The sequence below is a fragment of the uncultured Lacinutrix sp. genome (assembly GCF_947500325.1).
Classification (GTDB): domain Bacteria; phylum Bacteroidota; class Bacteroidia; order Flavobacteriales; family Flavobacteriaceae; genus Lacinutrix.
Map to the genome: position 1 here is coordinate 306,930 of NZ_CANMRQ010000001.1, position 20,214 is coordinate 327,143.

General features: G+C 29.3%; 24 protein-coding genes. 20 read left to right on the forward strand and 4 right to left on the reverse strand.

Features of this window, described 5'->3' with window-relative positions:
- Complete coding sequence (locus tag Q0997_RS01455; RefSeq protein WP_299883717.1) at positions 1-780, forward strand: glycosyltransferase family 2 protein; 780 nt, start codon at positions 1-3, stop codon at positions 778-780.
- On the opposite strand, the gene Q0997_RS01460 is transcribed toward Q0997_RS01455, so the two are convergent.
- The gene (locus Q0997_RS01460) at positions 764-2,071 is read right to left on the reverse strand and encodes a phenylacetate--CoA ligase family protein (RefSeq protein ID WP_299883719.1); all 1,308 of its coding nucleotides are present in this window, start codon (positions 2,069-2,071) and stop codon (positions 764-766) included. The two genes, Q0997_RS01455 and Q0997_RS01460, sit on opposite strands and share 17 nt — an antisense overlap.
- Before the next feature lie 64 nt (positions 2,072-2,135).
- Here Q0997_RS01460 and purD point away from each other — a divergent pair, with 64 nt between their 5' ends.
- A complete protein-coding gene (gene purD, locus Q0997_RS01465) occupies positions 2,136-3,407 on the forward strand; it encodes a phosphoribosylamine--glycine ligase (RefSeq protein ID WP_299883721.1) in 1,272 nt (423 codons plus the stop codon).
- Here the strand turns inward: purD and Q0997_RS01470 are convergent.
- Positions 3,402-3,629 carry a uracil phosphoribosyltransferase gene (locus Q0997_RS01470; protein ID WP_299883723.1) on the reverse strand — a complete coding sequence of 76 codons (228 nt, stop codon included), beginning with the start codon at positions 3,627-3,629 and terminating at the stop codon, positions 3,402-3,404. The genes purD and Q0997_RS01470 overlap by 6 nt on opposite strands.
- 118 nt (positions 3,630-3,747) lie before the next feature.
- Here Q0997_RS01470 and Q0997_RS01475 point away from each other — a divergent pair, with 118 nt between their 5' ends.
- Positions 3,748-4,671 (forward strand): DUF6427 family protein, encoded by a 924-nt coding sequence (locus tag Q0997_RS01475; protein WP_299883725.1) that lies wholly within the window; start codon positions 3,748-3,750, stop codon positions 4,669-4,671.
- On the opposite strand, the gene upp is transcribed toward Q0997_RS01475, so the two are convergent.
- Entirely contained in the window at positions 4,660-5,319 is a 660-nt protein-coding gene (upp, locus tag Q0997_RS01480) for a uracil phosphoribosyltransferase (RefSeq protein WP_299883727.1), read from the reverse strand. The two genes, Q0997_RS01475 and upp, sit on opposite strands and share 12 nt — an antisense overlap.
- Before the next feature lie 75 nt (positions 5,320-5,394).
- Between upp and Q0997_RS01485 the strand changes: the two genes are divergently transcribed.
- Both Q0997_RS01485 and Q0997_RS01490 read left to right on the forward strand, forming a co-directional pair.
- The gene (locus Q0997_RS01485) at positions 5,395-6,003 is read left to right on the forward strand and encodes a DUF4254 domain-containing protein (RefSeq protein ID WP_299883729.1); all 609 of its coding nucleotides are present in this window, start codon (positions 5,395-5,397) and stop codon (positions 6,001-6,003) included.
- Positions 6,004-6,075: 72 nt separating this feature from the next.
- Positions 6,076-7,095, forward strand: a complete 1,020-nt coding sequence (locus Q0997_RS01490) for a glycosyltransferase family 9 protein (RefSeq protein ID WP_299883731.1) — start codon at positions 6,076-6,078, stop codon at positions 7,093-7,095.
- A gap of 233 nt (positions 7,096-7,328) precedes the next feature.
- Here the strand turns inward: Q0997_RS01490 and Q0997_RS01495 are convergent, their stop codons facing one another.
- A complete protein-coding gene (locus Q0997_RS01495; protein WP_299883733.1) occupies positions 7,329-8,384 on the reverse strand; it encodes a ferredoxin--NADP reductase in 1,056 nt (351 codons plus the stop codon).
- A gap of 110 nt (positions 8,385-8,494) precedes the next feature.
- On the opposite strand from Q0997_RS01495, the gene Q0997_RS01500 reads away from it, so the two are divergent.
- The 15 genes from Q0997_RS01500 to atpH all read left to right on the forward strand — a co-directional run bounded on the left by Q0997_RS01500 (position 8,495) and on the right by atpH (position 20,201).
- Entirely contained in the window at positions 8,495-8,833 is a 339-nt protein-coding gene (locus Q0997_RS01500) for a PadR family transcriptional regulator (RefSeq protein WP_299883735.1), read from the forward strand.
- Positions 8,833-9,474, forward strand: coding sequence for a hypothetical protein (locus Q0997_RS01505; RefSeq protein WP_299883737.1), 642 nt, complete (start codon positions 8,833-8,835; stop codon positions 9,472-9,474). Before Q0997_RS01500 ends, Q0997_RS01505 begins: the two co-directional genes overlap by 1 nt.
- 1 nt (position 9,475) lies before the next feature.
- Complete coding sequence (locus Q0997_RS01510) at positions 9,476-10,198, forward strand: hypothetical protein (RefSeq protein ID WP_299883739.1); 723 nt, start codon at positions 9,476-9,478, stop codon at positions 10,196-10,198.
- Positions 10,199-10,888 carry a hypothetical protein gene (locus Q0997_RS01515; RefSeq protein WP_299883741.1) on the forward strand — a complete coding sequence of 230 codons (690 nt, stop codon included), beginning with the start codon at positions 10,199-10,201 and terminating at the stop codon, positions 10,886-10,888.
- 53 nt (positions 10,889-10,941) lie between these two features.
- Complete coding sequence (locus Q0997_RS01520; RefSeq protein ID WP_299883742.1) at positions 10,942-12,408, forward strand: DUF5687 family protein; 1,467 nt, start codon at positions 10,942-10,944, stop codon at positions 12,406-12,408.
- A gap of 22 nt (positions 12,409-12,430) precedes the next feature.
- Entirely contained in the window at positions 12,431-13,138 is a 708-nt protein-coding gene (locus Q0997_RS01525) for an ABC transporter ATP-binding protein (protein ID WP_299883744.1), read from the forward strand.
- Between the two features lie 112 nt (positions 13,139-13,250).
- A complete protein-coding gene (locus Q0997_RS01530; RefSeq protein WP_299883746.1) occupies positions 13,251-13,742 on the forward strand; it encodes a hypothetical protein in 492 nt (163 codons plus the stop codon).
- Positions 13,743-13,990: 248 nt separating this feature from the next.
- Positions 13,991-16,546: a hypothetical protein gene (locus Q0997_RS01535; RefSeq protein ID WP_367180189.1), complete on the forward strand. Its 2,556-nt coding sequence runs from the start codon at positions 13,991-13,993 to the stop codon at positions 16,544-16,546.
- 13 nt (positions 16,547-16,559) lie between these two features.
- Positions 16,560-16,964: a polymer-forming cytoskeletal protein gene (locus Q0997_RS01540; RefSeq protein ID WP_299883748.1), complete on the forward strand. Its 405-nt coding sequence runs from the start codon at positions 16,560-16,562 to the stop codon at positions 16,962-16,964.
- Positions 16,936-17,160 carry an AtpZ/AtpI family protein gene (locus tag Q0997_RS01545; protein WP_299883750.1) on the forward strand — a complete coding sequence of 75 codons (225 nt, stop codon included), beginning with the start codon at positions 16,936-16,938 and terminating at the stop codon, positions 17,158-17,160. The genes Q0997_RS01540 and Q0997_RS01545 overlap by 29 nt, the downstream gene beginning before the upstream one ends.
- Positions 17,161-17,559, forward strand: coding sequence for a hypothetical protein (locus Q0997_RS01550; protein WP_299883752.1), 399 nt, complete (start codon positions 17,161-17,163; stop codon positions 17,557-17,559). It begins immediately after the preceding gene.
- Between the two features lie 206 nt (positions 17,560-17,765).
- Entirely contained in the window at positions 17,766-18,851 is a 1,086-nt protein-coding gene (gene atpB / locus Q0997_RS01555; RefSeq protein WP_299883754.1) for a F0F1 ATP synthase subunit A, read from the forward strand.
- 20 nt (positions 18,852-18,871) lie between these two features.
- On the forward strand, positions 18,872-19,081 hold the full coding sequence (gene atpE, locus Q0997_RS01560) for an ATP synthase F0 subunit C (protein ID WP_034042296.1): 210 nt from the start codon (positions 18,872-18,874) through the stop codon (positions 19,079-19,081).
- Positions 19,082-19,160: 79 nt separating this feature from the next.
- Positions 19,161-19,655, forward strand: coding sequence for a F0F1 ATP synthase subunit B (locus tag Q0997_RS01565; protein ID WP_299883756.1), 495 nt, complete (start codon positions 19,161-19,163; stop codon positions 19,653-19,655).
- Positions 19,656-19,664: 9 nt separating this feature from the next.
- A complete protein-coding gene (gene atpH, locus Q0997_RS01570) occupies positions 19,665-20,201 on the forward strand; it encodes an ATP synthase F1 subunit delta (RefSeq protein ID WP_299883759.1) in 537 nt (178 codons plus the stop codon).
- Positions 20,202-20,214: the final 13 nt, after the last annotated feature.

A 20,214-nucleotide genomic window follows, 5' to 3' on the forward strand; every position in this document is an offset into this window, starting at 1 on the left:
TTGAAAGCACTCGTTTCTATAATAACACCGCTGTATAATTCTGAATCATTTATTACAGAAACGATATCAAGTATATTAAATCAAACTTATAAAAATTGGGAACTAATTCTAGTCGATGATTGCTCCATAGATAAAACAGTAGAACTTATACAAGAGCTTGTTTTAAAACATAAAAACATAAAACTGTTAAAAAATAAGAGTAATTCTGGCGCTGCAGTTTCAAGAAATAATGGTATAAATATAGCTAAAGGTGACTTTATTGCCTTTTTAGACGCAGATGATTTGTGGAAACCTCAAAAACTAGAGAAACAAATACAATTTATGCATGAAGAAAATTGTAATGTTTGTTTTTGCAGTTATGAGCAAATAGACGAATCCAGCAAGCCACTTAATATATTAGTTAAGGCATTGCCTATTTTAAGCTATAAAAAGCTATTAAAAACAAATTATCTTGGTAACCTAACAGGAATATATAATGCTAAGACTTTAGGTAAAATAACGACTCCTAATTTAAGAAAAAGGCAAGATTGGTTACTTTGGCTGGCTGCTATAAAAAAATCAGGTAAACCTGCTAGAAGCATTCAAGAGTCTTTAGCATATTATCGTGTTCGTAAAGGATCCATATCTTCTAACAAAATATCTCTTTTAAAATATAATTACTTAGTATACAAAAAAGGACTGGGTTTTTCTACGCTAAAATCTTGCTACAGAATGTTGGTATTTTTATATGAACATTTTTTTGTAAAATCTAAACGAATAATCTCTATAGATGAGAAATAAACTGTTTTAGTTTGCCACTTTTTGCACGAGTTAATTTTTCTTTTCTTTCAAATTTAACAGTCAAATTGGACTCTAAGTATTTATCAAACGCAGCTTTTATCTTTTTTAATTTTTCTTTAGAAAGGACTTCGCTACTAACATAACTCACTTTAAAAGTGTCTAATTCTAATTGTTCTATTATAAACTCTTTTACACTAGATTTATCTTCAATAATTGTTTTTGTAACGTAATAAAATGTTAAACCAGCAGCTTTTTTTCCACTAGGCAAAATAGCAATATCATTAGTTCTCCCTATTAATTTTTCAAGAATAGGTTTTTGTAATGTGCTATCTTTAGAAAGCATACCAATATCTCCTAAATCGTAGCGAATAAAAGGATGAGCTTTATTATATAATGAAGTAATTACTACTCGACCAACATTTCCATAAGGTAAAATAGCTCCAGATTCATCAACAATTTCAACATATAAATCTGTACTATTTATTAACCATTGATTTAATGTGTTTTGGAAAGCAATTAAACCCAACTCTGCTGCGCCGTATTCATTAACTATTGGTATTCCAAACTGCTTCTCTAAAAGGTTTTTGTCGATTTTATATAACATTTCGGAAGTTACAATACAAACCTTCAAACTTGGACAAACAGATTTTAAAACGATTTGTTTACGTTCTAAATATTTTGCAAACTGAACAATAGAACTTGTATAACCATTAATGTAATCGAAAGAAGTACGTTTAAATTTGTTGAGGTTTTTTTCTAACTGGTTATCACTTAAATCGAACACCGAAAATCTAAAACGATTCGCTAAAGTATCTTTAAAACGTTCTTTATAGTAGCCTTTTTTATTTAAAGGAATGCCATAAAATCGCGCTTGTTTAGAGGTATTAATATTTAAATTATACCAACTAAATCTATTTTTAAAAACAGACCAAGTTAACGCATGAGAGAACTTGTCTTTTGCAAAAATAAAAGGAGTTCCAGATGAACCTGAAGTTTTATGAACGTGACAGTTTTTCTTAGTATAACCTTTAGACAATCTATTATTTATAGGTTGTTGTAAATCTTTTTTTGTGAGTATAGGAATAGAACTCCAGTCGTTTATATTTATTTTTTCTGCTAAAGATTTATAAAAAAGATTGTTATTTAAATGATAATTAACAATATCCTTTTTCTGCTTTTCTAAGTATTTAATAAAATCTTCATTATTTAATTTATTAATATTATTAAAAACACGATTAGCTTTCTTGACAGGAAAGCCATTAAATTTTAAACTAATGTCAAATAAATTCAAAAGAAAAAGGTATAAATATGTTTTTGTAAAGTAAATAATTATTTTTGCGCAAACAACAACAACAATGAACATTTTAATACTTGGTTCTGGAGGAAGAGAACATACTATAGCTTGGAAAATTGCACAAAGCAGTAAGTGCGAGAAACTTTTTGTTGCACCGGGAAACTCTGGAACAGCAACAATAGCTACTAATATTTCAATTAGTGTTACAGATTTTAATGCTATTAAAGAAACCGTGTTAAGTAACGATATTTCAATGGTCGTTGTAGGTCCTGAAGATCCTTTGGTACAAGGTGTTCATGATTTTTTCTTAACAGACGATGCTCTTAAAAATGTTGCCGTTATTGGGCCTCAAAAAGCAGCAGCAGAATTAGAAGGTAGTAAAGAATTCGCTAAAGAATTCTTATTTAGACATAATATTCCAACCGCAGCTTATCAAAGTTTTAATGCATCAAATGTTAATGATGGTTATGCTTTTTTAGAAACATTAAAACCACCCTACGTATTGAAGGCTGATGGTTTAGCAGCAGGTAAAGGAGTCGTTATTCTTGATGATATTGAAGAGGCAAAAGCAGAATTAAAAGCAATGTTAGTAGATGCTAAATTTGGTAATGCTAGTACTAAAGTTGTTATTGAAGAGTTTTTAGACGGAATAGAATTAAGTTGTTTCGTTTTAACAGATGGTAAAAATTATAAAATTTTACCTACTGCAAAAGATTATAAGCGTATTGGAGAAGGAGATACAGGATTGAATACTGGAGGAATGGGAGCTATTTCACCTGTACCATTTGCAGATGAGACGTTCATGGAAAAAATAAAGAATCGTGTTGTTATTCCAACAATTAATGGACTTCAAAAAGATAACTTACCTTATAAAGGCTTTGTGTTTATAGGACTTATAAAAGTTGGAGAAGATCCTTTTGTTATTGAATATAATGTTCGATTAGGTGATCCAGAAACAGAAGTTGTTTTACCGCGTTTAAAAAATGATTTAGTAGATGTGTTTAATGCTGTTGCAAACCAAACATTAGATGCTATTGAAATAGAAATTGATGATAGAGCTGCAACAACAGTAATGTTAGTTTCTGGTGGCTATCCTGAAGCTTATGAAAAAGGAAAAATAATTTCTGGAATAGAAAATATTAAAGATTCTATTGTTTTTCACGCAGGAGCACAAGAGAAAGATGGAGATATAGTTACATCTGGTGGACGAGTTATGGCTATTACAAGTTATGGGGAAACCTATAAAGAGGCCATAAAAAAATCTTATCAAAATATAGAAAAACTACATTTTGATAAGATGAATTACCGAAAAGATATTGGTTTCGATTTATAGGTATGAATGTGAAGAGATGCTTTTATCTTCTTCATTATTGTCATTAAATTTCTTTAATTGTAGCATCCAGTATACAAATGCTACCGAGCCTATAATTGTAAAAAACCAAGACATAAAGTTTGCAGCAAACCAACTGTCTAGCTCTAAAGCTCTTAAAGCATCAAATGGTGCAAACAATACGTTTACAAATAAGTCTTGAATGGCATAAAAAAATTCTTTCATCTTAATATTATTTTTTAGTGGTGATTTTTTTCACCATCATAATTTAAAAATATAAACTATAGGACTATGATTTTAAACATAGTAGTATATTTATAAGGCAAAAATACAAAAACCAATAATGATTACAAGTATTTTCAGTAAATCTAAACCGATTAATTTTTCAATCGTTTTTATTATTTCTGTTTTAACACTTTTTATAGCTATATATAAGTTTAATAAAGTAGAGTTATTAACAAGAGATTATGTTTTTATTGGGCTTAGTTATGTGTGTTGTTTGTTCTCTATTTTACTTTTAGATTTTATAGTAAACAAAAACTCTTTATCTCAAACAGCTTTTTACGAAGTAATACTCTTCTCTTTTTTTTTATTAACGACTCCTCAAGTTTTTTTAAACTATAGAATTGTATTATCTAATTTTTTAATTTTATTAGCCTTACGAAGACTTATTAGTCTAGGAACGCAAAAAGATACTAATAAAAAGCTTTTTGATGCAGGGTTTTTAATAGGCTTAGCTTCGATTTTTCATTTTTGGGCCATTTTATTTTTTCCAATAGCTTTTATTGCATTACTGTTTTATGCAGAAAGTGAAATGAAAAAGTGGATAATTCCAATGCTTGGCTTAATAGCAATTATAATAGTATCAATAGCTTATTCTTTAATAGTTAATGATAGTTTCTTTTATGCACTTCATATAGATCCAAGTTTTAGTATTGACTTAAGTGCATATAATTCAATACAATTTATTGTAGCTATTACAATGTTTTTATCTTTTGGATTGTGGTCATCTGTCTCTTATTTAAGAGATATAAAAAAGAAAAAGAAAACTTTTAGACCTTCTTATAAAATAATTTTCATAATTTTTATTGTAGCTGGTATCATCATGATAATTTCGCCTAATAAAAACGGTAGTGAATTCTTATTTTTATTTTCTCCGTTAGCAATTATTATCTCAAATTATATAGAAACGATAGAAGAAAAGTGGTTTAAAGAATTGTTTTTTATTTTACTTATAGTAATCCCTTTTGTACTGTTATTGCTGTAATTTACTCCCAAAAGCTAAATCGCCAGCATCACCTAAACCAGGCACAATATAACCTTTACTATTAAGGTTTTTGTCTATAGCGGCAATCCATAAATGAGTGTTTTCAGGAAACTGTTCCTTCACAAAATCGACTCCTTCTTGGGCACCTATAACAGCAACTAAATGAATCTCTTTAGGAGTACCAAAAGGTTTTAAAGCTTCAAAGGTGGCAAGTAACGATTGGCCAGTAGCAATCATAGGGTCAGCTAATACTAATGTTTTGCCTTCTAAACTAGGGCAAGCCAAATACTCAACTATAATTTCAAATGTTTCAGGGTTTTCTAAATGATGTCTATAAGCAGAAATAAATGCGTTTTCTGCCTTGTCAAAATAGTTTAATAAACCATTATGTAAAGGTACTCCAGCGCGTAAAATTGAACAGAGTACAATGTCGTTCTCATAGGTTTCTAATTCAATTTCTGCCAGTGGAGTTTCTATTTTCTTAGTCTGATAGTTAAAAGATTTACTCATTTCATAACCTAAAACTTCTCCAATACGTTCTATGTTTCTTCTAAAACGCATACTGTCTTTTTGTATGTCGACATCCCGAATTTCAGAAATAAAAGTATTTAAAATTGAATTTTGCTCGTTTATATTATGAATATGCATTTATAGGTAATCTTAGGTGTTAAATGGTAAAGTTAAATATTTATACGTAGTTTTACAGTCTTAAAATAAATGAATATGTTTTCAAGTAAAGCCAATGCTATTTTTCAAGATGTAATAGCAAAATATCACGAGATTAATACTGTAGATCAACCTTTCACTAACAAATATGATGAGAAGTCAAACTTATTAGAGCATTTGTTATATAGAAAATGTTGGATAGATACTGTACAATGGCACTATGAAGACATTATTCGTGACCCGCAAATTGATCCTGTAGCTGCTTTAACATTAAAACGACAAATCGATGCTTCTAACCAAGACAGAACAGATATGGTAGAATATATAGATAGTTATTTTCTTGAAAAATATAATGATGTTAATGCAAAAAGTGATGCCACTATTAATACAGAGAGCCCAGCTTGGGGTGTAGATAGACTGTCTATTTTAGCATTAAAAGTATATCATATGGAAGAAGAAGCAACTCGTAAAGATGCTTCAGATTCGCATAGAGCGGCTTGCCAAAAAAAATTAGATATTTTACTAGAACAGCGTGTAGACTTATCTACTGCAATAGATACACTTTTAGATGATATTAGTAAAGGTGATAAGTATATGAAAGTGTATAAGCAAATGAAAATGTATAATGACGATGAATTAAACCCTGTTTTACGAGGGCAGAAATAACATAACTAGTTATACTAAATACAGGTGTTAAGCAGTGTTTAAGTGTAATTTAGATCTCATTTAAAAATTAAGATGTCTATAAAATCAAAACACATCTTAGTCATTCGTCTTTCAGCAATGGGAGATGTCGCAATGTCTATTCCTGTTTTACGTGCTTTTTCTAAGCAATATCCACAAGTTAAGCTAACGGTTTTAACGCGTGCTTTTTTTATTCCTTTTTTTAGAGATATACCAAATGTTGAAGTGTTTGATGCAGATTTAAAAGGAAAATATCAAGGAGTTATTGGTCTTTATAAATTATCTAAAACATTAAAGAGACAAAATATAGATGTTATTGCAGACTTGCACAATGTATTAAGAACTAAAATTCTTAAACTGTTTTTTATAGGAAAACCATTTAAGCAGGTTAATAAAGGTAGAGCAGAAAAGAAAGCACTAACTAAAGGTAAATTATTTAATCAACTAAAAACAACTCATGAACGATATGCAGATGTTTTTAGAGCTTTAGGTTTTGATCTTGATTTATCAAACCCAACATTTCCTAAAAGAGTTGTAATAGAATCCAAAACACAAGAATTTATTGGTAAAGACAATAAAAATTGGATAGGTATTGCCCCTTTTGCTCAATACGAATCTAAAATGTATCCATTAGATTTAATGGAGAATGTAATTAAAGCGCTTTCTAAAAAAAATAAAATTTTGCTATTTGGCGGTGGTAAGAAAGAAGTCGATATTTTAAATAAATACGAGAAGACTTACGATAATACTATTAATATAGCCGGGAAATATGATTTAAACCAAGAGCTCGATATTATTTCAAATTTAGATGTTATGTTATCTATGGATTCTGGCAATGCGCATATTGCCGCTATGCTAGGAAAAAAAGTAGTTACTATTTGGAATGTTACACATCCTTTTGCAGGCTTTTCTCCATTTAACCAACCCAAAGATTATGCTATTACCGCTAGTAGAGATCAGTTTCCATTAATTCCTACATCTATTTATGGAAATAAATATCCTGATGATTATAAAGAAGCAGCTAGAACTATTACTCCAGAAACAATTATAAATAAAATTGAGTCTATCTTATAATAGAAATAAAAAGATGTACTTATATAAAAGTAAATGCCTCACTGGTTAAGTGAGGCATTATATTTATAACAACCATTCAAAATATTAATGTTATCCCTTAAACTAACAAATTATTGTGTTATAAACCGTTTCAAATATAGGTTTGTAGTTATGTTTTAGAGATATGTTAATTGTAAATAATCTTATCAATTCGATAAAAAGCAATAAAAACCGATTAAATGCTTAAGAGGTTTTTAAACATCATCATAATCAACAGTAATGGATGCGCTTGTTGGTTGGGCTTGGCAGGTTAATACTAAGCCTTCTGCAACCTCACTATCCGTTAAAATGTTATTTTGACGCATGGTAGCACTACCGTCAGTAATTCTAGCAATACAACTACTACAAATGCCACCTTGACAAGAATAAGGAGCGTCTAAATCATTATCTAAAGCAGCTTCAAGTATGGTGTGTTTTTGAGACATAACAAAGTTTGCTTCTTCGTCATCTACTATAACTTTTATATTTGTTTCACCCGTTTGAGATGAACTAGCGATAGCTTGTTCTGCTTTTGCAGCTTTAAAAAGCTCAAAGAAAATAGAGGTTTCAGCAATGTTATTTTCTATTAATACATCTTTTACAGTATAAATCATTGCTTCTGGGCCACAAAGGTAAAAAGCATCTATAGTTGTGTGTTTGTATTTGTTTTTAACAATAAGGTTTACAGTGCTTTTTTCTATACGTCCAAATAAAGCATCAGGTTCTTGAGATTGACTAAATATAAACTGAATATCAAAACGTTCTTTGTATTGATGATGCAGCTCTAATAATTCATTTAAAAAAATCGTGTCTTTAGTGGTTTTATTTCCGTAAACTAATACAAAAGTACTATTAGGTTCTTGTTCTAATACAGCTTTTGCAATACTCAAAACAGGTGTAATTCCACTTCCAGCAGCAAAAGCTGCAATGGTTCTAGATTTGTTTGCTTCAGGGCTAAAAACAAAACGTCCTTGCGGTTCTGCAACATCTAATGTGTCTCCTTCTTTTAAGTCATTATTTGCAAATTTAGAAAATGTACCATTTTCAACCTCTTTAACAGCAACAGTAATATTTCCACTTTTTGGTGAAGAACATAAAGAGTAATCTCTACGTATTTCTTCCCCATTAATAGTAGTTTTAAGAGTGATATATTGTCCAGCTGTAAAGTTAAAATTAGCAGTTAAATTTTCTGGAATAGAAAAATTTAGCGTTACACATTTATCGGTTTGACGCGATATATTATTTATAGATAGTTTATGAAAGTGAGCCATAATTTTATTTTTTGTAAAAATAGTGAAGCTGTAAACGAATAAAAATCTATTATGAAAAAAATAATACATAAGAATCTTATACATAAGAATTTTATGTATATATTTGAACTATGAGTAATTCAAAATTATATAAAGGAAGTTTAACCACTATTATTTTAAAGCTTTTAAATGAAAGCGATAAAATGTATGGTTATGAGATTACACAAAAAGTAAAAGAATTAACTAAAGGCGAATTAAAAATTACAGAAGGCGCATTGTATCCTGCTTTGCATAAGTTAGAGGCAGAAGGTTTATTAGAAGTTGAGGTAAAAAAGGTAGATAATCGCTTGCGTAAATATTATAGGTTAACAGAAAATGGTGAAAAAGAAACGGTTAATAAATTAAATGAATTGGCTAATTATATTAGTACAATGCAAAATTTGGTAAGCCCTAAATTGAGTTTGGAATAATGGAAAAATTAAATAAGGAAGAAATACAGTTTATAGATAATTATTTAGATAATTCAGATATAGTATATGGTGATGTTAGATTAGAAATAGTAGACCATATAGCTACAGATATAGAATGCCAAATAAATGCAGGTGACAATAGGTCTTTTTACGATATATTTAAAGCATACATGATAGACAATAAATCTTTAATATTAAATAATCATAAAGCGTTTAAAAAAGCAACAGATAAGAAGATAATAAAAACACTTTTTAATCAATTATTGTCTTTTAAAGGAATACTGTTTTTCATATCAATGGGATTTATATTATATATAGGGATAAATTATTTAGAGGTAAAAACCTTTAATCGTATTTTAATTAGCAGTGAACTTCTTATACAAATAGGAGTGTTAGTTCTAATTCTAATTACTTATAAAAAAAATAAAATAAGATATTCTGCTTTAGAAAGAGCATTAGTACTTTATGTTATATACATATTTGGAGTTTTTAACCTAAAGTATAATGCAAGTTTTTGGGGAGAATTTGTTTATGTTTTTTTGCTTGTGAAAGCATTTTTAGTAATGCTTCCAATTCTATTTTTAATGACAGCAATTAAATTTAAAAACGATTATGAAATAAAGTTTAAATCAATTCTATAAAATGAAACTAATTAAAGAAGAAATAGAGTTTATAGAGCATTACCTCATTAAAAATGGAGTAAAATATTGGGATGTACGTATAGAATTATTAGATCATATTGTGTCTGCAGTTGAAGATAAAATAGAGCAAGAAGGTGTTTCATTTAATGAAGCTTTGTTAGATGTTCATCAAAGTTTTGGAAACAGAACTAAAACCTTTGGAATTTATAATGATAAATTAATGAAAACCGGTTTATATGCAGATAATAACGGCTTCAAAAAATTCACTAGAAAAAAGCAAAAAGAATTAGGTCGAAAATATAGAAATCTAACGCTTAAAGAGCTTAAAAAAATGCTTGTTAGTCCTGCATTTTTATTAGAATATACAAGTATTATATTGTTGTTTGTTATCGTTTTTCAATATTGGCCAAAAACAACTGGTTTTATTGGATTAGTTGTTTTAATGCTGCCCTATTTTTTTAGTGCTTTTCATTCATTAAAAGATAAATCGACCCGTAAATCTTTGAATATTATGATTGTGGGTAATATGGGATTTCTTTTTTTTTCACTCTATAATTTAGGAATACAGATATTCAATTCTTACTATGAAGCAGAAATACACAAACCATTTATAATATTTGCAATAATGACGTGTTTGTTATACCCAATAATGAGAACAAATATTAACGTCTATTTTCTGGCTTACAAAGAGCATAAAAACATGTATGAACTAATGTTGACTTAAATGAAAATAAACGAAACCCAAGTACAACAACTCTATAATTTTACACAGGCCCATTATGTAGAGCATTATGATTTGCAAACAGAATTAGTGGATCATTTAGCTAATGCTATAGAAGACATATGGCAAGAGAAACCATTGTTATCGTTTGAAGAGGCAAGAGATCAATCTTTTAAAAAATTTGGAATTACAGGTTTTTCAGATGTGATTACGCAAAGAAGAAAAGCAATGAATAAACGTTATTATAAATATCTATGGAGAGAATTAAAACAATGGTTTTCAATTCCTAAAGTTGTTATTACATTGTCTTTGTTTTTTATGTTTTATTATGCTTTTACTTCGGTTATTTCAGGTTATTTATTTTTGGTGTCTTATGTGCTTTTGTTTATACATATCGCTTATATGAGTATACAATTAAATAAGCAATTTCGTAGACGTAAAGAAATATCTAATAAAAAATGGCTTTTAGAAGAAATGATATATAAGCAAGCTGGTGGAATAGCAATAATTTTAATCTCCCAGTTTTTTAATGTTATAGGTTATAAAGACTTTATATTTAGTAATTTGTACTATGTTATAGGGCTTTCGTTAGTATTTACGCTTCTGTTTCTTATTAACTATATCGGGTTTAATTTACTTCCAAATAAAGCAGAAATACTCTTAAAGGAAACATACCCAGAATATAATTTGTAACAAATTAATTATTTTAGATACTTACTATATAAACCAAACCAAAATATTTTTCTATGATTAGTAAGTTTATAAACTTAGAATGGAAATCTTTTATTCGTTCAGCTAGTATGGGTAAAAGCATAGCTATTAAAATATTAATAGGCTTTTTTGTGCTTTATTTCATTGTAATTTTCTTGTCAATTGGTATTGGAGGTTATTATCTTTTAAAGAAAGAATATCCAGATTCAGACCCATTACAAATTGTAAATTCTTATTTGTTATTTGCAATTCTTGGCGATTTAATTTTTAGATATTTAATGCAAAAGTTACCAGTAATGAATATAAAACCATTACTAACATTGCCAATAAATAGAAGTAAGTTAGTTCACTATGTACTAGGTAAATCAGCATTTTCTGGGTTTAACTTTTTAAGTTTGTTTTTTTACATTCCTTTCTCTCTTGTACTCATTAAAGAAGGCTACGATACAGTAGGCGTTTTAGGCTGGTTATTTACCATGTTTTTAATTATTCAATCTGCAAATTTTTTAAATTTTTTAATTAATAAAAAGAATACAGTATTAGTATGTGTTGCAGCTCTTTTAGTTGGTTTAATAAGTCTCCAAAAATTTGAAATATTCGACGTAGTAGGATATGGAGGTAAAATATTTGATGCTATTTATTCAAACCCAATATTTTCTTTAATTGGAGTTTTTGTTTTAGGAGCACTATATTATTTAAACTACAAACAATTACGAAGTCTTGTATACTTAGACGAAGCTGTATCAACCAAAGTAAAAGAAGCTACTTCTGTAGATTTATCTTGGGCAGATAAATTTGGTGATGTTGCGCCATTTATAAAAAATGACATTCGATTAATTTGGAGAAATAAAAGGACAAAAACAGTATTCCTAATGTCCTTTCTGTTCCTTTTTTATGGATTAATATTTTTTACAATGGATGCCTATAAAGACAAAACTGCTATGTTAATGTTCGCCTCTTTATTTGTTACAGGTGGTTTTACTTTAAACTACGGACAATTTATTCCTGCATGGGATAGTGAGCATTATAAAATGTTAATGAGTCAGAGTTTTAGGTATAGAAAGTTTTTAGAATCTAAATGGGTTTTAATGGTCGCTATGACAGCAATTTTGTACTTATTAAGTTTTCCATATTTATATTTTGGAACTAAAATTTTTTTAATGATTACTGCAGGCGCAATATTTAACATAGGTTTTAATTCTCTATTTCTATTATTTGCTGGTTCTTTTAATAGAAAGAAAATAGATTTAACAAAAAGTGGTTTTGGTAATACACAAGGAACAAGCATTACACAGTTTATTATTATAATTCCTTTAATGTTATTTCCAATGCTTTTATTCTGGCTTTTCGACAAATTTGTTGGCTATAATTCAGGTTTTATAGCAGTAGCTGCATTTGGCGTTTTAGGATTAGTTTTTAAAAATTATTTTATGAATTTAATTGAAAAGAAATACATAAGAGAAAAGCACGACATGATTAGCGCTTTTGGAAAAGAAGCATAAACCACCAAAACTTAAAAACAACATGATTACAATAGATAATATTTCAAAAAAATACGGAAAAGCACAGGTTTTAAATGTGCCAAATATTAATATTCCTACTGGGCAAAGTTTTGGGTTAGTAGGAAATAATGGTGCGGGTAAAACAACACTATTTAATATTTTATTAGATTTAATAAGACCAACAACAGGAAAAATTACAAATAACAATATTACTGTAAATGAAAGTGAAGATTGGAAAAATTTTACGGGTTCTTTTATAGATGAATCGTTTTTAATTGGTTACCTAACACCAGAAGAATATTTCGATTTTGTAGGGAGTTTAAGAGGTCTTAATAAGGCAGATGTAAAGTCATATATAACTCAGTTTGAAGAGTTTTTTAATGATGAAATTATAGGAAAGAAAAAATACCTTCGTGATTTAAGTAAAGGAAATCAAAAAAAGGCAGGGATTGTTGCAGCATTAATGGGTAACCCGGAAGTTATTATTTTAGACGAGCCTTTTGCTAATTTAGATCCTACAACGCAAATAAGATTAAAACAAATTATTAAAGATCTAGCAGAAAAACAGGGTGTTACAGTATTAATTTCTAGTCACGATTTAATGCATGTAACAGAGGTTTGCGAGCGCATTGTAGTATTAGAAAAAGGTGAAGTTATAAAAGATTTAGAAACAAGTGCTGCCACTTTAAAAGAGCTAGAAGCTCATTTTTCTGGTGTGGCTGAGGTGTAGTTTTAATAAAAGAAAATTTTGTCTATTGCCAGTACTTTCTATGTTTGCGATAATCTATAACGATTGACATTCCTAACCTACGAAAACAACTATATTATTTTACTCTTTTCTTATGGAGTTTGAAAAATTTGAACACATACTTGGAAAAGCTATTTCTGTAGTAAAAAAAGCTATTGGAAAAGAATTTGTAAATGAACTTTTCGGGAGTGATTTTTATTATACATATGATTTTGTTAGTAGAGACCTTTATGGAACGAAATATAATTCTCTTACAATACTAACTGATGAAAAAGATGCTATTCAATCTGTTACAATTCATTTTCAAAATATTATAAATCGTAAATTTTACGAATCATTTGTCAAAGAATACGGAGAGCCAAACATAATTCAAGTAATCGATAAAAGGGAAATTATAAGTGAGAGTAAATTAGAAGATAATAATTTTTCACAGCACTTAACAAAAAGTAATATTACATTAAGAGAAGGGAGTTTTGAAGAAAATCCTTTATTTATTATTTGGAGAAAAGAAACTTTTCAGATTAAAGCTTTTTTAAGGCATAAGCAAAATATTAGTGAAATAACATTTAGTATTTCTAAAGATTAAATATTTGCTCTTTTACTCCTGCTTTTAATATTACATGATAAAATTTATTTCTTTACTCTCGTCGAAAGGGAATACTCTTTTTAGTTATTTGTACCATGATTAATTATGGTAAAGCGTATACTAATAATCAATTTCCCTTGATATTTTGGCATAAACTCAAAAAGATGCTTATTTTTACGTGCTTATCTAAGTAAACACATAATATTAAAGTAATTTAATAGTTATGTATTAGACTAAAAATCATAACGTTGAAAATAACATCAAAATTAATAGTATTTACTGCGATTTCTGTATTAATATTAGCGAGCTGTTCTAGAAAGAACGATAGTTTTATTAATAGAAGTTGGCATGCTGTTGGAACTAAATATAATATTCTATACAATGGTTATAACGCCTTAGAGCAAGGGCGTAGTAGTCTTAATGATAGCTATCAAGATAACTATTGGGATATTTTACCAGTAGAGCGCATGCAGATTAAAGAAGAGATTATACTTCCAGGGCAATCTAAAAACGCAAACTTTACTAATGCCGAAGAAAAAGCGGTAAAAGCCATACAAAAACATGGCATGAATATTCAAGGTAAAGAAAGAAATCCACAAATAGACGAAGCATATTTATTATTAGGTAAAGCACGTTATTTCGATCAACGTTTTATACCAGCTTTAGAAGCGTTTAATTATATTTTATATAAATATCCAGCAAGTAGTAATATTAATCAAGCCAAAGTTTGGCGTGAGAAAACTAATATGCGTCTAGAAAATGATGAGTTGGCCATAGAGAATTTAAATCGTTTACTTGAACAAGAAGAAATAGAAGGGCAAGATTTAGCAGATATTACATCTACATTGGCTCAAGCATATATAAACACAAAAGCTTTAGACAGCGCATTAACGCAAATTAAAATTGCAGCAGAGTCTACAAAAAAGAAAAACGAAGAAGGACGCTATTTCTTTATACAAGGGCAATTACATAATGCTTTGCAAGATAAAGATAGTGCCAACATAGCTTTTGATAGAGTTATAGATTTAAACAGAAAAATTCCACGTAAATATTTAATTAATGCACATGTTGAAAAAGCAAAAAATTTCGATTTTGAAAACGGTGATAAATTAGCATTTATAGAACATCTTACTAAGTTAGAGGAAGACAGAGAAAACAGACCTTTTTTAGATAAAATATACCACCAGATTGCGCAGTATTATCTAACAAATAAGAATGATTCTTTAGCAACAGCTTATTATAATAAATCACTTCGTACTAATTCTCAAGATAAAATATTAGTTGCTAGAAATTACGAAACGCTTGGTGACATGAACTTCGATAAAAACAACTATAAAATGGCTGGTGCTTATTTTGATAGCACAATGACCAAAATGGTTGAGAACAGTAAGCCTTATAGAGTTTTAAAACGAAAGAGAGAGAACCTAGATGATGTAATTTATTACGAAGGTGTAGCAGAAACAAATGATAGTATTTTAAATTTAGTTGCTATGTCTAAAGTAGATAGGTTAGACTACTTTGAAAAACACGTCGCTAAATTAAAAGCCGAGGCCGAAGCTGAAAAAGAACGTCAAGAAATTGCTGCACAAAAGCAAGGTTTAGTTACTAATAATGCAGGTAATACAAGTAATAGTAATTTTATTAAGCCAGCAGGTTCTACGCCTAATGCATCAGCATTTTATTTTTATAATGACCAAACGGTAGCTTATGGAAAAAATGAGTTTTTACGTATTTGGGGAGAAAGAGAACTAAAAGATAATTGGAGATGGTCTTCTAATGGTAAAACAGGAATTGCGATTGCTAATTCAGCTGATGGTAGTGAAGAACCAATATCAGAAAGTGAATTATTTGATGTTAAATACTATTTAGATAAAATTCCTAAAGAAGAAGATAAAATTAACGAATTGGTTAGAGATCGTAATTACGCATACTATCAATTAGGATTAATTTATAAGGAAAAATTTAAGGAATATGAATTGTCTAAAGACAAGTTTCAAGCGCTTTTAAATAACCAACCAGAAGAACGATTGGTTTTACCTTCTAAATATAATTTGTTAAAAATATATGAGGTTTTAGGACGTGAAGCAGAAGCTAATATTTTAAAAAGCGAAATTATATCTAATTATCCAGAATCTAGATATGCTAGTATTTTAAGTAATCCAGAATTGGCTCTTGAAAAAGATGAAAATAGTGTAGAAAGTATCTATGAAGGTGTTTATAAGTTATTTGAAAAACAAGAGTTTGCACAAGTTATTAAAGACTGTGAGAAACACATTACTAATTTCGAAGGCGATGACATTGTTCCAAAATTCGAACTATTAAAAACCTTTGCAATAGGGAGACTTTATGGTTTTAATGAATACGAGAAATCACTTAATAAACTTGCTGTTGCTTATGCTAATACAACAGAAGGTCTTCAAGCACAAATGATTTTAGACAAGTCTTTAAAAAACATTAAAAGTCCAGAATTTGTAGATGATACAACTCTAACAAGCTGCAAAGTTGTTTTTAGTTTTGTAAATGCGACAGAATCAGAATTAAAAGATTATAAAGACATTCTAGATAAGGCCATAAAAAAAATGGGATATAATAGAATGTCAACATCTATAGATGTATATAGTCCAGAAACAACATTTGTAGTTGTACATGGATTAAGGAGTATTGAAAGTTCTAAAGGATTTACAGATTTATTCGAACCTATTGAACGTTCACAAATTACTAAACCATCTTTTGGTATTGCTACCGAAAATTATAGAATACTACAAATTCATAAAAACCTCGAATCTTATATAACCAATCAATAAAATTAATAGCGCCATGTTTTCTGAGAATAAAAAAACCAAAGTAGACCAAAGTAAAACGAGTAGTACTTCAGTTCAAAACCTTATTGCCAAAGGCACTAAAATTGTTGGCTCTTTTATAAGTGAAGGTGATATAAGGATAGATGGTTATGTTGAAGGCGATGTTAAAACACCAGGAAAAGTAGTCGTTGGAAAAACAGGAGAAATTAATGGTTCGTTACAAAGTGGTAATGCTTATGTAGAAGGTAAGTTTTCTGGAAAATTAAATTTAACAGGAACTTTAACTTTAAAAGCATCTGCAGTTATTGAAGGAGAAGTTGTTACTGAAAAACTGGCCGTAGATCCAGGAGCAACCTTTAATGTGTCATGTGTTATGAAATCAACAACAAAAAGTGACTCAAAACCCAAACAACTTAAATAGTTACGCTAAGTACTCAGGCTTAGTTATCCAAATGATTGCTATTATAGCTATTGGCACTTTTATAGGTGTAAAGTTAGATGACAAGTATCCTAATGAAAATAATCTTTTCACATTAGTACTAACATTACTATCTGTAATCATTTCAATATATTATGTTATAAGACGTATCATTTTAGTTTCTAAAGACGATAAATAAATGAATGACCTTTTTAAAAAAAGAGAAGCAAACTTCCTTATTCAGCTTATAGTTATAAGTGCATTATTATTTGGTATTCATAGTTACTTAAATTATCATTTTGCAAAAGAAGTACTGTTGTTTTTTCCTTTATGGCATATTTATTTATTCCATATTATTACAATTGCTATTATTTACTCCTTAATTAATTATAGAGATTCTATTGGCAAGAAAGAAGTGTTTAATACCTTTATATTAGGAATGCTTTTAAAAATGATATTAGTAATGGTGTTTTTGCTACCATGGATTTTATCTAAACCAGAGCAAAAGGGTTACGATCTTGCAAATTTCTTTATACCTTACTTTCTATTCTTGGCTTTCGAGGTGTATTCTGTAACAAGATTTCTTCAAAAAAAGTAATTATTAAAATTATTATTTTGAGTAATAATTGCAGTTAAATAGAATAATATCAACCGTTTTTAACTGTAGTAATTGGTTGAATATTTGGCCTAAGAAAACAAGACAAAAAAAGGCTGTAAATAATCATTTAAATATAGTTTGCCAATTCATTAAATGTGTGTACATTTGCACAAAATTTAAAGCAAGGTATTTTTAATTAATACAGCATGATATTGAACACTTTTAGAACAGTATTATTTTCAACACTATTTTTAGCAGTCTCATTTGTAGGTTTTGCTTCTGAAGATAAACCAGTTAGCGACGATGCGCCATTCGATGCTAAGTCAATGATTTTACATCACGTAAAAGATGCTCACGAGTTTCATTTGTGGGATTGGAAAGGAAAACCAGTATCATTATCTCTACCTATTATATTATGGACAGATAATGGATTAACTACTTTTTCTTCTAGCGAATTTCACCATGATGACGAAGGCCATACTATAGTTGAGAAAAACGGAGGTAAATTTGTAAAGCTGCATGAAAAAATATACCAATTAGATGCTGGAGCATCTTCAGTAGCTTTCGATGCAGAACATCACCCAACAAATGCTAAGAAGCCTTTAGATTTTTCAATTACAAGAAACGTATTCATGATGTGGGTTTCTGTAGCAGTATTATTGTTTATCTTTTTATCGGTAGCAAGAAGCTATAAAAAATCTAAAGATGGAGTGCCAACTGGATTAGCTGGATTTGTAGAGCCATTAGTAGTATTTGTTAGAGACGAAATTGGAAAGCCAATGATTGGAGAGCATAAGTATAAAAGATACATGCCTTACCTATTAACCATCTTTTTCTTTATTTGGATTAATAACATTTTTGGATTAATTCCAATATTAAATGGTGCTAACTTAAGTGGTAACATTGCGTTTACTTTTACGCTAGCCATTTTTACATTTATCATTACAACATTAAGTGGTAATAAGAACTACTGGAAACATATCTTTTGGATGCCAGGCGTTCCTGTACCAATGAAAATATTTTTAATGCCTATAGAAATTATCGGGATGTTTGTAAAACCTATCTCTTTAATGATTCGTTTGTTTGCTAACATTACAGCAGGACACGTAATTATCTTAGCATTAATGTCATTAATATTCGTATTTAAGTCGGTTGCAATTGCACCAGTATCTGTAGCATTCTCATTGTTTATTACGGTTATTGAAATTATTGTAACGGCAATACAAGCATATATATTTACAATATTGTCTGCCCTTTATTTTGGTATGGCAACAGAAGAAGAACATCATTAATTAATTTAAATTTTATAACTATGACTATTACTGGAATTGCAGCTATTGGAGCTGGTTTAGCAGCTATTGGAGCTGGTGTTGGTATTGGTAAAATTGGTGGATCTGCTATGGAAGCTATGGCACGTCAACCTGAAATGCACGGAAAGATTCAATCTTCTGCGTTAATTTTAGCAGCCTTCGTAGAAGCGGTAGCACTATTTGGTGTTGTTGTTGCTTTCTTACAAGGGTAAAAACACAAAAAATACTGAAGTAACGGTTGGTTACTTCAGTATTTTTTAAAATTTAAGTTATTTAAAAAAGAACAAAGAAATGGATTTAATTACACCTGGATTTGGATTAGTATTTTGGACGGCAGTAACGTTCATTTTCCTACTAGTGATTTTAAGAAAATTTGCTTGGAAACCAATTTTAGGCGCAGTAAGCGACCGTGAAGAAGGTATTAAAAATGCTTTAGCTTCAGCTGAAAATGCGCGTAAAGAAATGGAAAACCTTACGGCAGATAACGAACGTATTTTACAAGAAGCACGTGCAGAGCGTGAAGCAATGTTAAAAGATGCTCGTGAGATGAAAAATAAAATGATTTCAGACGCTAAAGATGAAGCGCAAGCACAAGCTAGCAAGATGATTGAGCAAGCGCAAGCAGCAATCGAAAGCGAAAAGAAAGCGGCTATGGCAGAATTAAAAAGTCATGTAGCAGGTTTATCTGTAGATATCGCAGAAAAAGTAGTACGTCAAGAATTATCTAATAAAGACAAGCAGCTTGCATTAGTTGAGTCTATGTTAGGTGATGCAAAACTTAACTAAGACATAGAAATGGCAGGAGCAAGAGCAGCAATACGTTACGCAAAAGCAGTATTAAGTATAGCAAACGATCAAAATTCAGCAGATGCTGTAAATAGCGATATGAAGCTAATAACGAATACTATTGCCGAAAATAAAGACTTAAGCGATATGCTTCAAAGTCCTGTAATTAGTCCTTCAATTAAAAAATCATCTTTATTAGAGATTTTTAAAGGAACTAATGCATTAACTGGTAATTTAATAGATACACTTATTTCTAATAAGAGGATCGATATTATTGGTAATGTAGCATCAAAATTCAACGAATTATATGATGCTTCTAAAGGAATTGAAGTAGCAACAGTTACAACGGCTATACCTTTAACAGATGATTTAAAAGCTAAGGTTTTAGCTAAAGCAAAAGAATTAACTGGAAAAGAAGTAGCAGTAGAAAATATTGTAGATGAAGACATTTTAGGTGGTTTTATTCTACGAATTGGCGATTTACAATACAATGCTAGTATTTCAAATCAGCTAAATAAAATTAAAAGAGAATTTACATTAAACTAAGATATTTATATCT

Excerpts from the sequence above, each read along its gene's own strand:
- purD (WP_299883721.1), top strand. The coding sequence starts at position 2,136 with ATGAACATTTTAATACTTGGTTCTGGAGGAAGAGAACATACTATAGCT.
- Q0997_RS01470 (WP_299883723.1), bottom strand. The coding sequence starts at position 3,629 with ATGAAAGAATTTTTTTATGCCATTCAAGACTTATTTGTAAACGTATTG.
- Q0997_RS01475 (WP_299883725.1), top strand. The coding sequence starts at position 3,748 with ATGATTACAAGTATTTTCAGTAAATCTAAACCGATTAATTTTTCAATC.
- upp (WP_299883727.1), bottom strand. The coding sequence starts at position 5,319 with ATGCATATTCATAATATAAACGAGCAAAATTCAATTTTAAATACTTTT.
- Q0997_RS01485 (WP_299883729.1), top strand. The coding sequence starts at position 5,395 with ATGTTTTCAAGTAAAGCCAATGCTATTTTTCAAGATGTAATAGCAAAA.
- Q0997_RS01490 (WP_299883731.1), top strand. The coding sequence starts at position 6,076 with ATGTCTATAAAATCAAAACACATCTTAGTCATTCGTCTTTCAGCAATG.
- Q0997_RS01495 (WP_299883733.1), bottom strand. The coding sequence starts at position 8,384 with ATGGCTCACTTTCATAAACTATCTATAAATAATATATCGCGTCAAACC.
- Q0997_RS01500 (WP_299883735.1), top strand. The coding sequence starts at position 8,495 with ATGAGTAATTCAAAATTATATAAAGGAAGTTTAACCACTATTATTTTA.
- Q0997_RS01505 (WP_299883737.1), top strand. The coding sequence starts at position 8,833 with ATGGAAAAATTAAATAAGGAAGAAATACAGTTTATAGATAATTATTTA.
- Q0997_RS01510 (WP_299883739.1), top strand. The coding sequence starts at position 9,476 with ATGAAACTAATTAAAGAAGAAATAGAGTTTATAGAGCATTACCTCATT.
- Q0997_RS01515 (WP_299883741.1), top strand. The coding sequence starts at position 10,199 with ATGAAAATAAACGAAACCCAAGTACAACAACTCTATAATTTTACACAG.
- Q0997_RS01520 (WP_299883742.1), top strand. The coding sequence starts at position 10,942 with ATGATTAGTAAGTTTATAAACTTAGAATGGAAATCTTTTATTCGTTCA.
- Q0997_RS01525 (WP_299883744.1), top strand. The coding sequence starts at position 12,431 with ATGATTACAATAGATAATATTTCAAAAAAATACGGAAAAGCACAGGTT.
- Q0997_RS01530 (WP_299883746.1), top strand. The coding sequence starts at position 13,251 with ATGGAGTTTGAAAAATTTGAACACATACTTGGAAAAGCTATTTCTGTA.
- Q0997_RS01540 (WP_299883748.1), top strand. The coding sequence starts at position 16,560 with ATGTTTTCTGAGAATAAAAAAACCAAAGTAGACCAAAGTAAAACGAGT.
- Q0997_RS01550 (WP_299883752.1), top strand. The coding sequence starts at position 17,161 with ATGAATGACCTTTTTAAAAAAAGAGAAGCAAACTTCCTTATTCAGCTT.
- atpB (WP_299883754.1), top strand. The coding sequence starts at position 17,766 with ATGATATTGAACACTTTTAGAACAGTATTATTTTCAACACTATTTTTA.
- atpE (WP_034042296.1), top strand. The coding sequence starts at position 18,872 with ATGACTATTACTGGAATTGCAGCTATTGGAGCTGGTTTAGCAGCTATT.
- Q0997_RS01565 (WP_299883756.1), top strand. The coding sequence starts at position 19,161 with ATGGATTTAATTACACCTGGATTTGGATTAGTATTTTGGACGGCAGTA.
- atpH (WP_299883759.1), top strand. The coding sequence starts at position 19,665 with ATGGCAGGAGCAAGAGCAGCAATACGTTACGCAAAAGCAGTATTAAGT.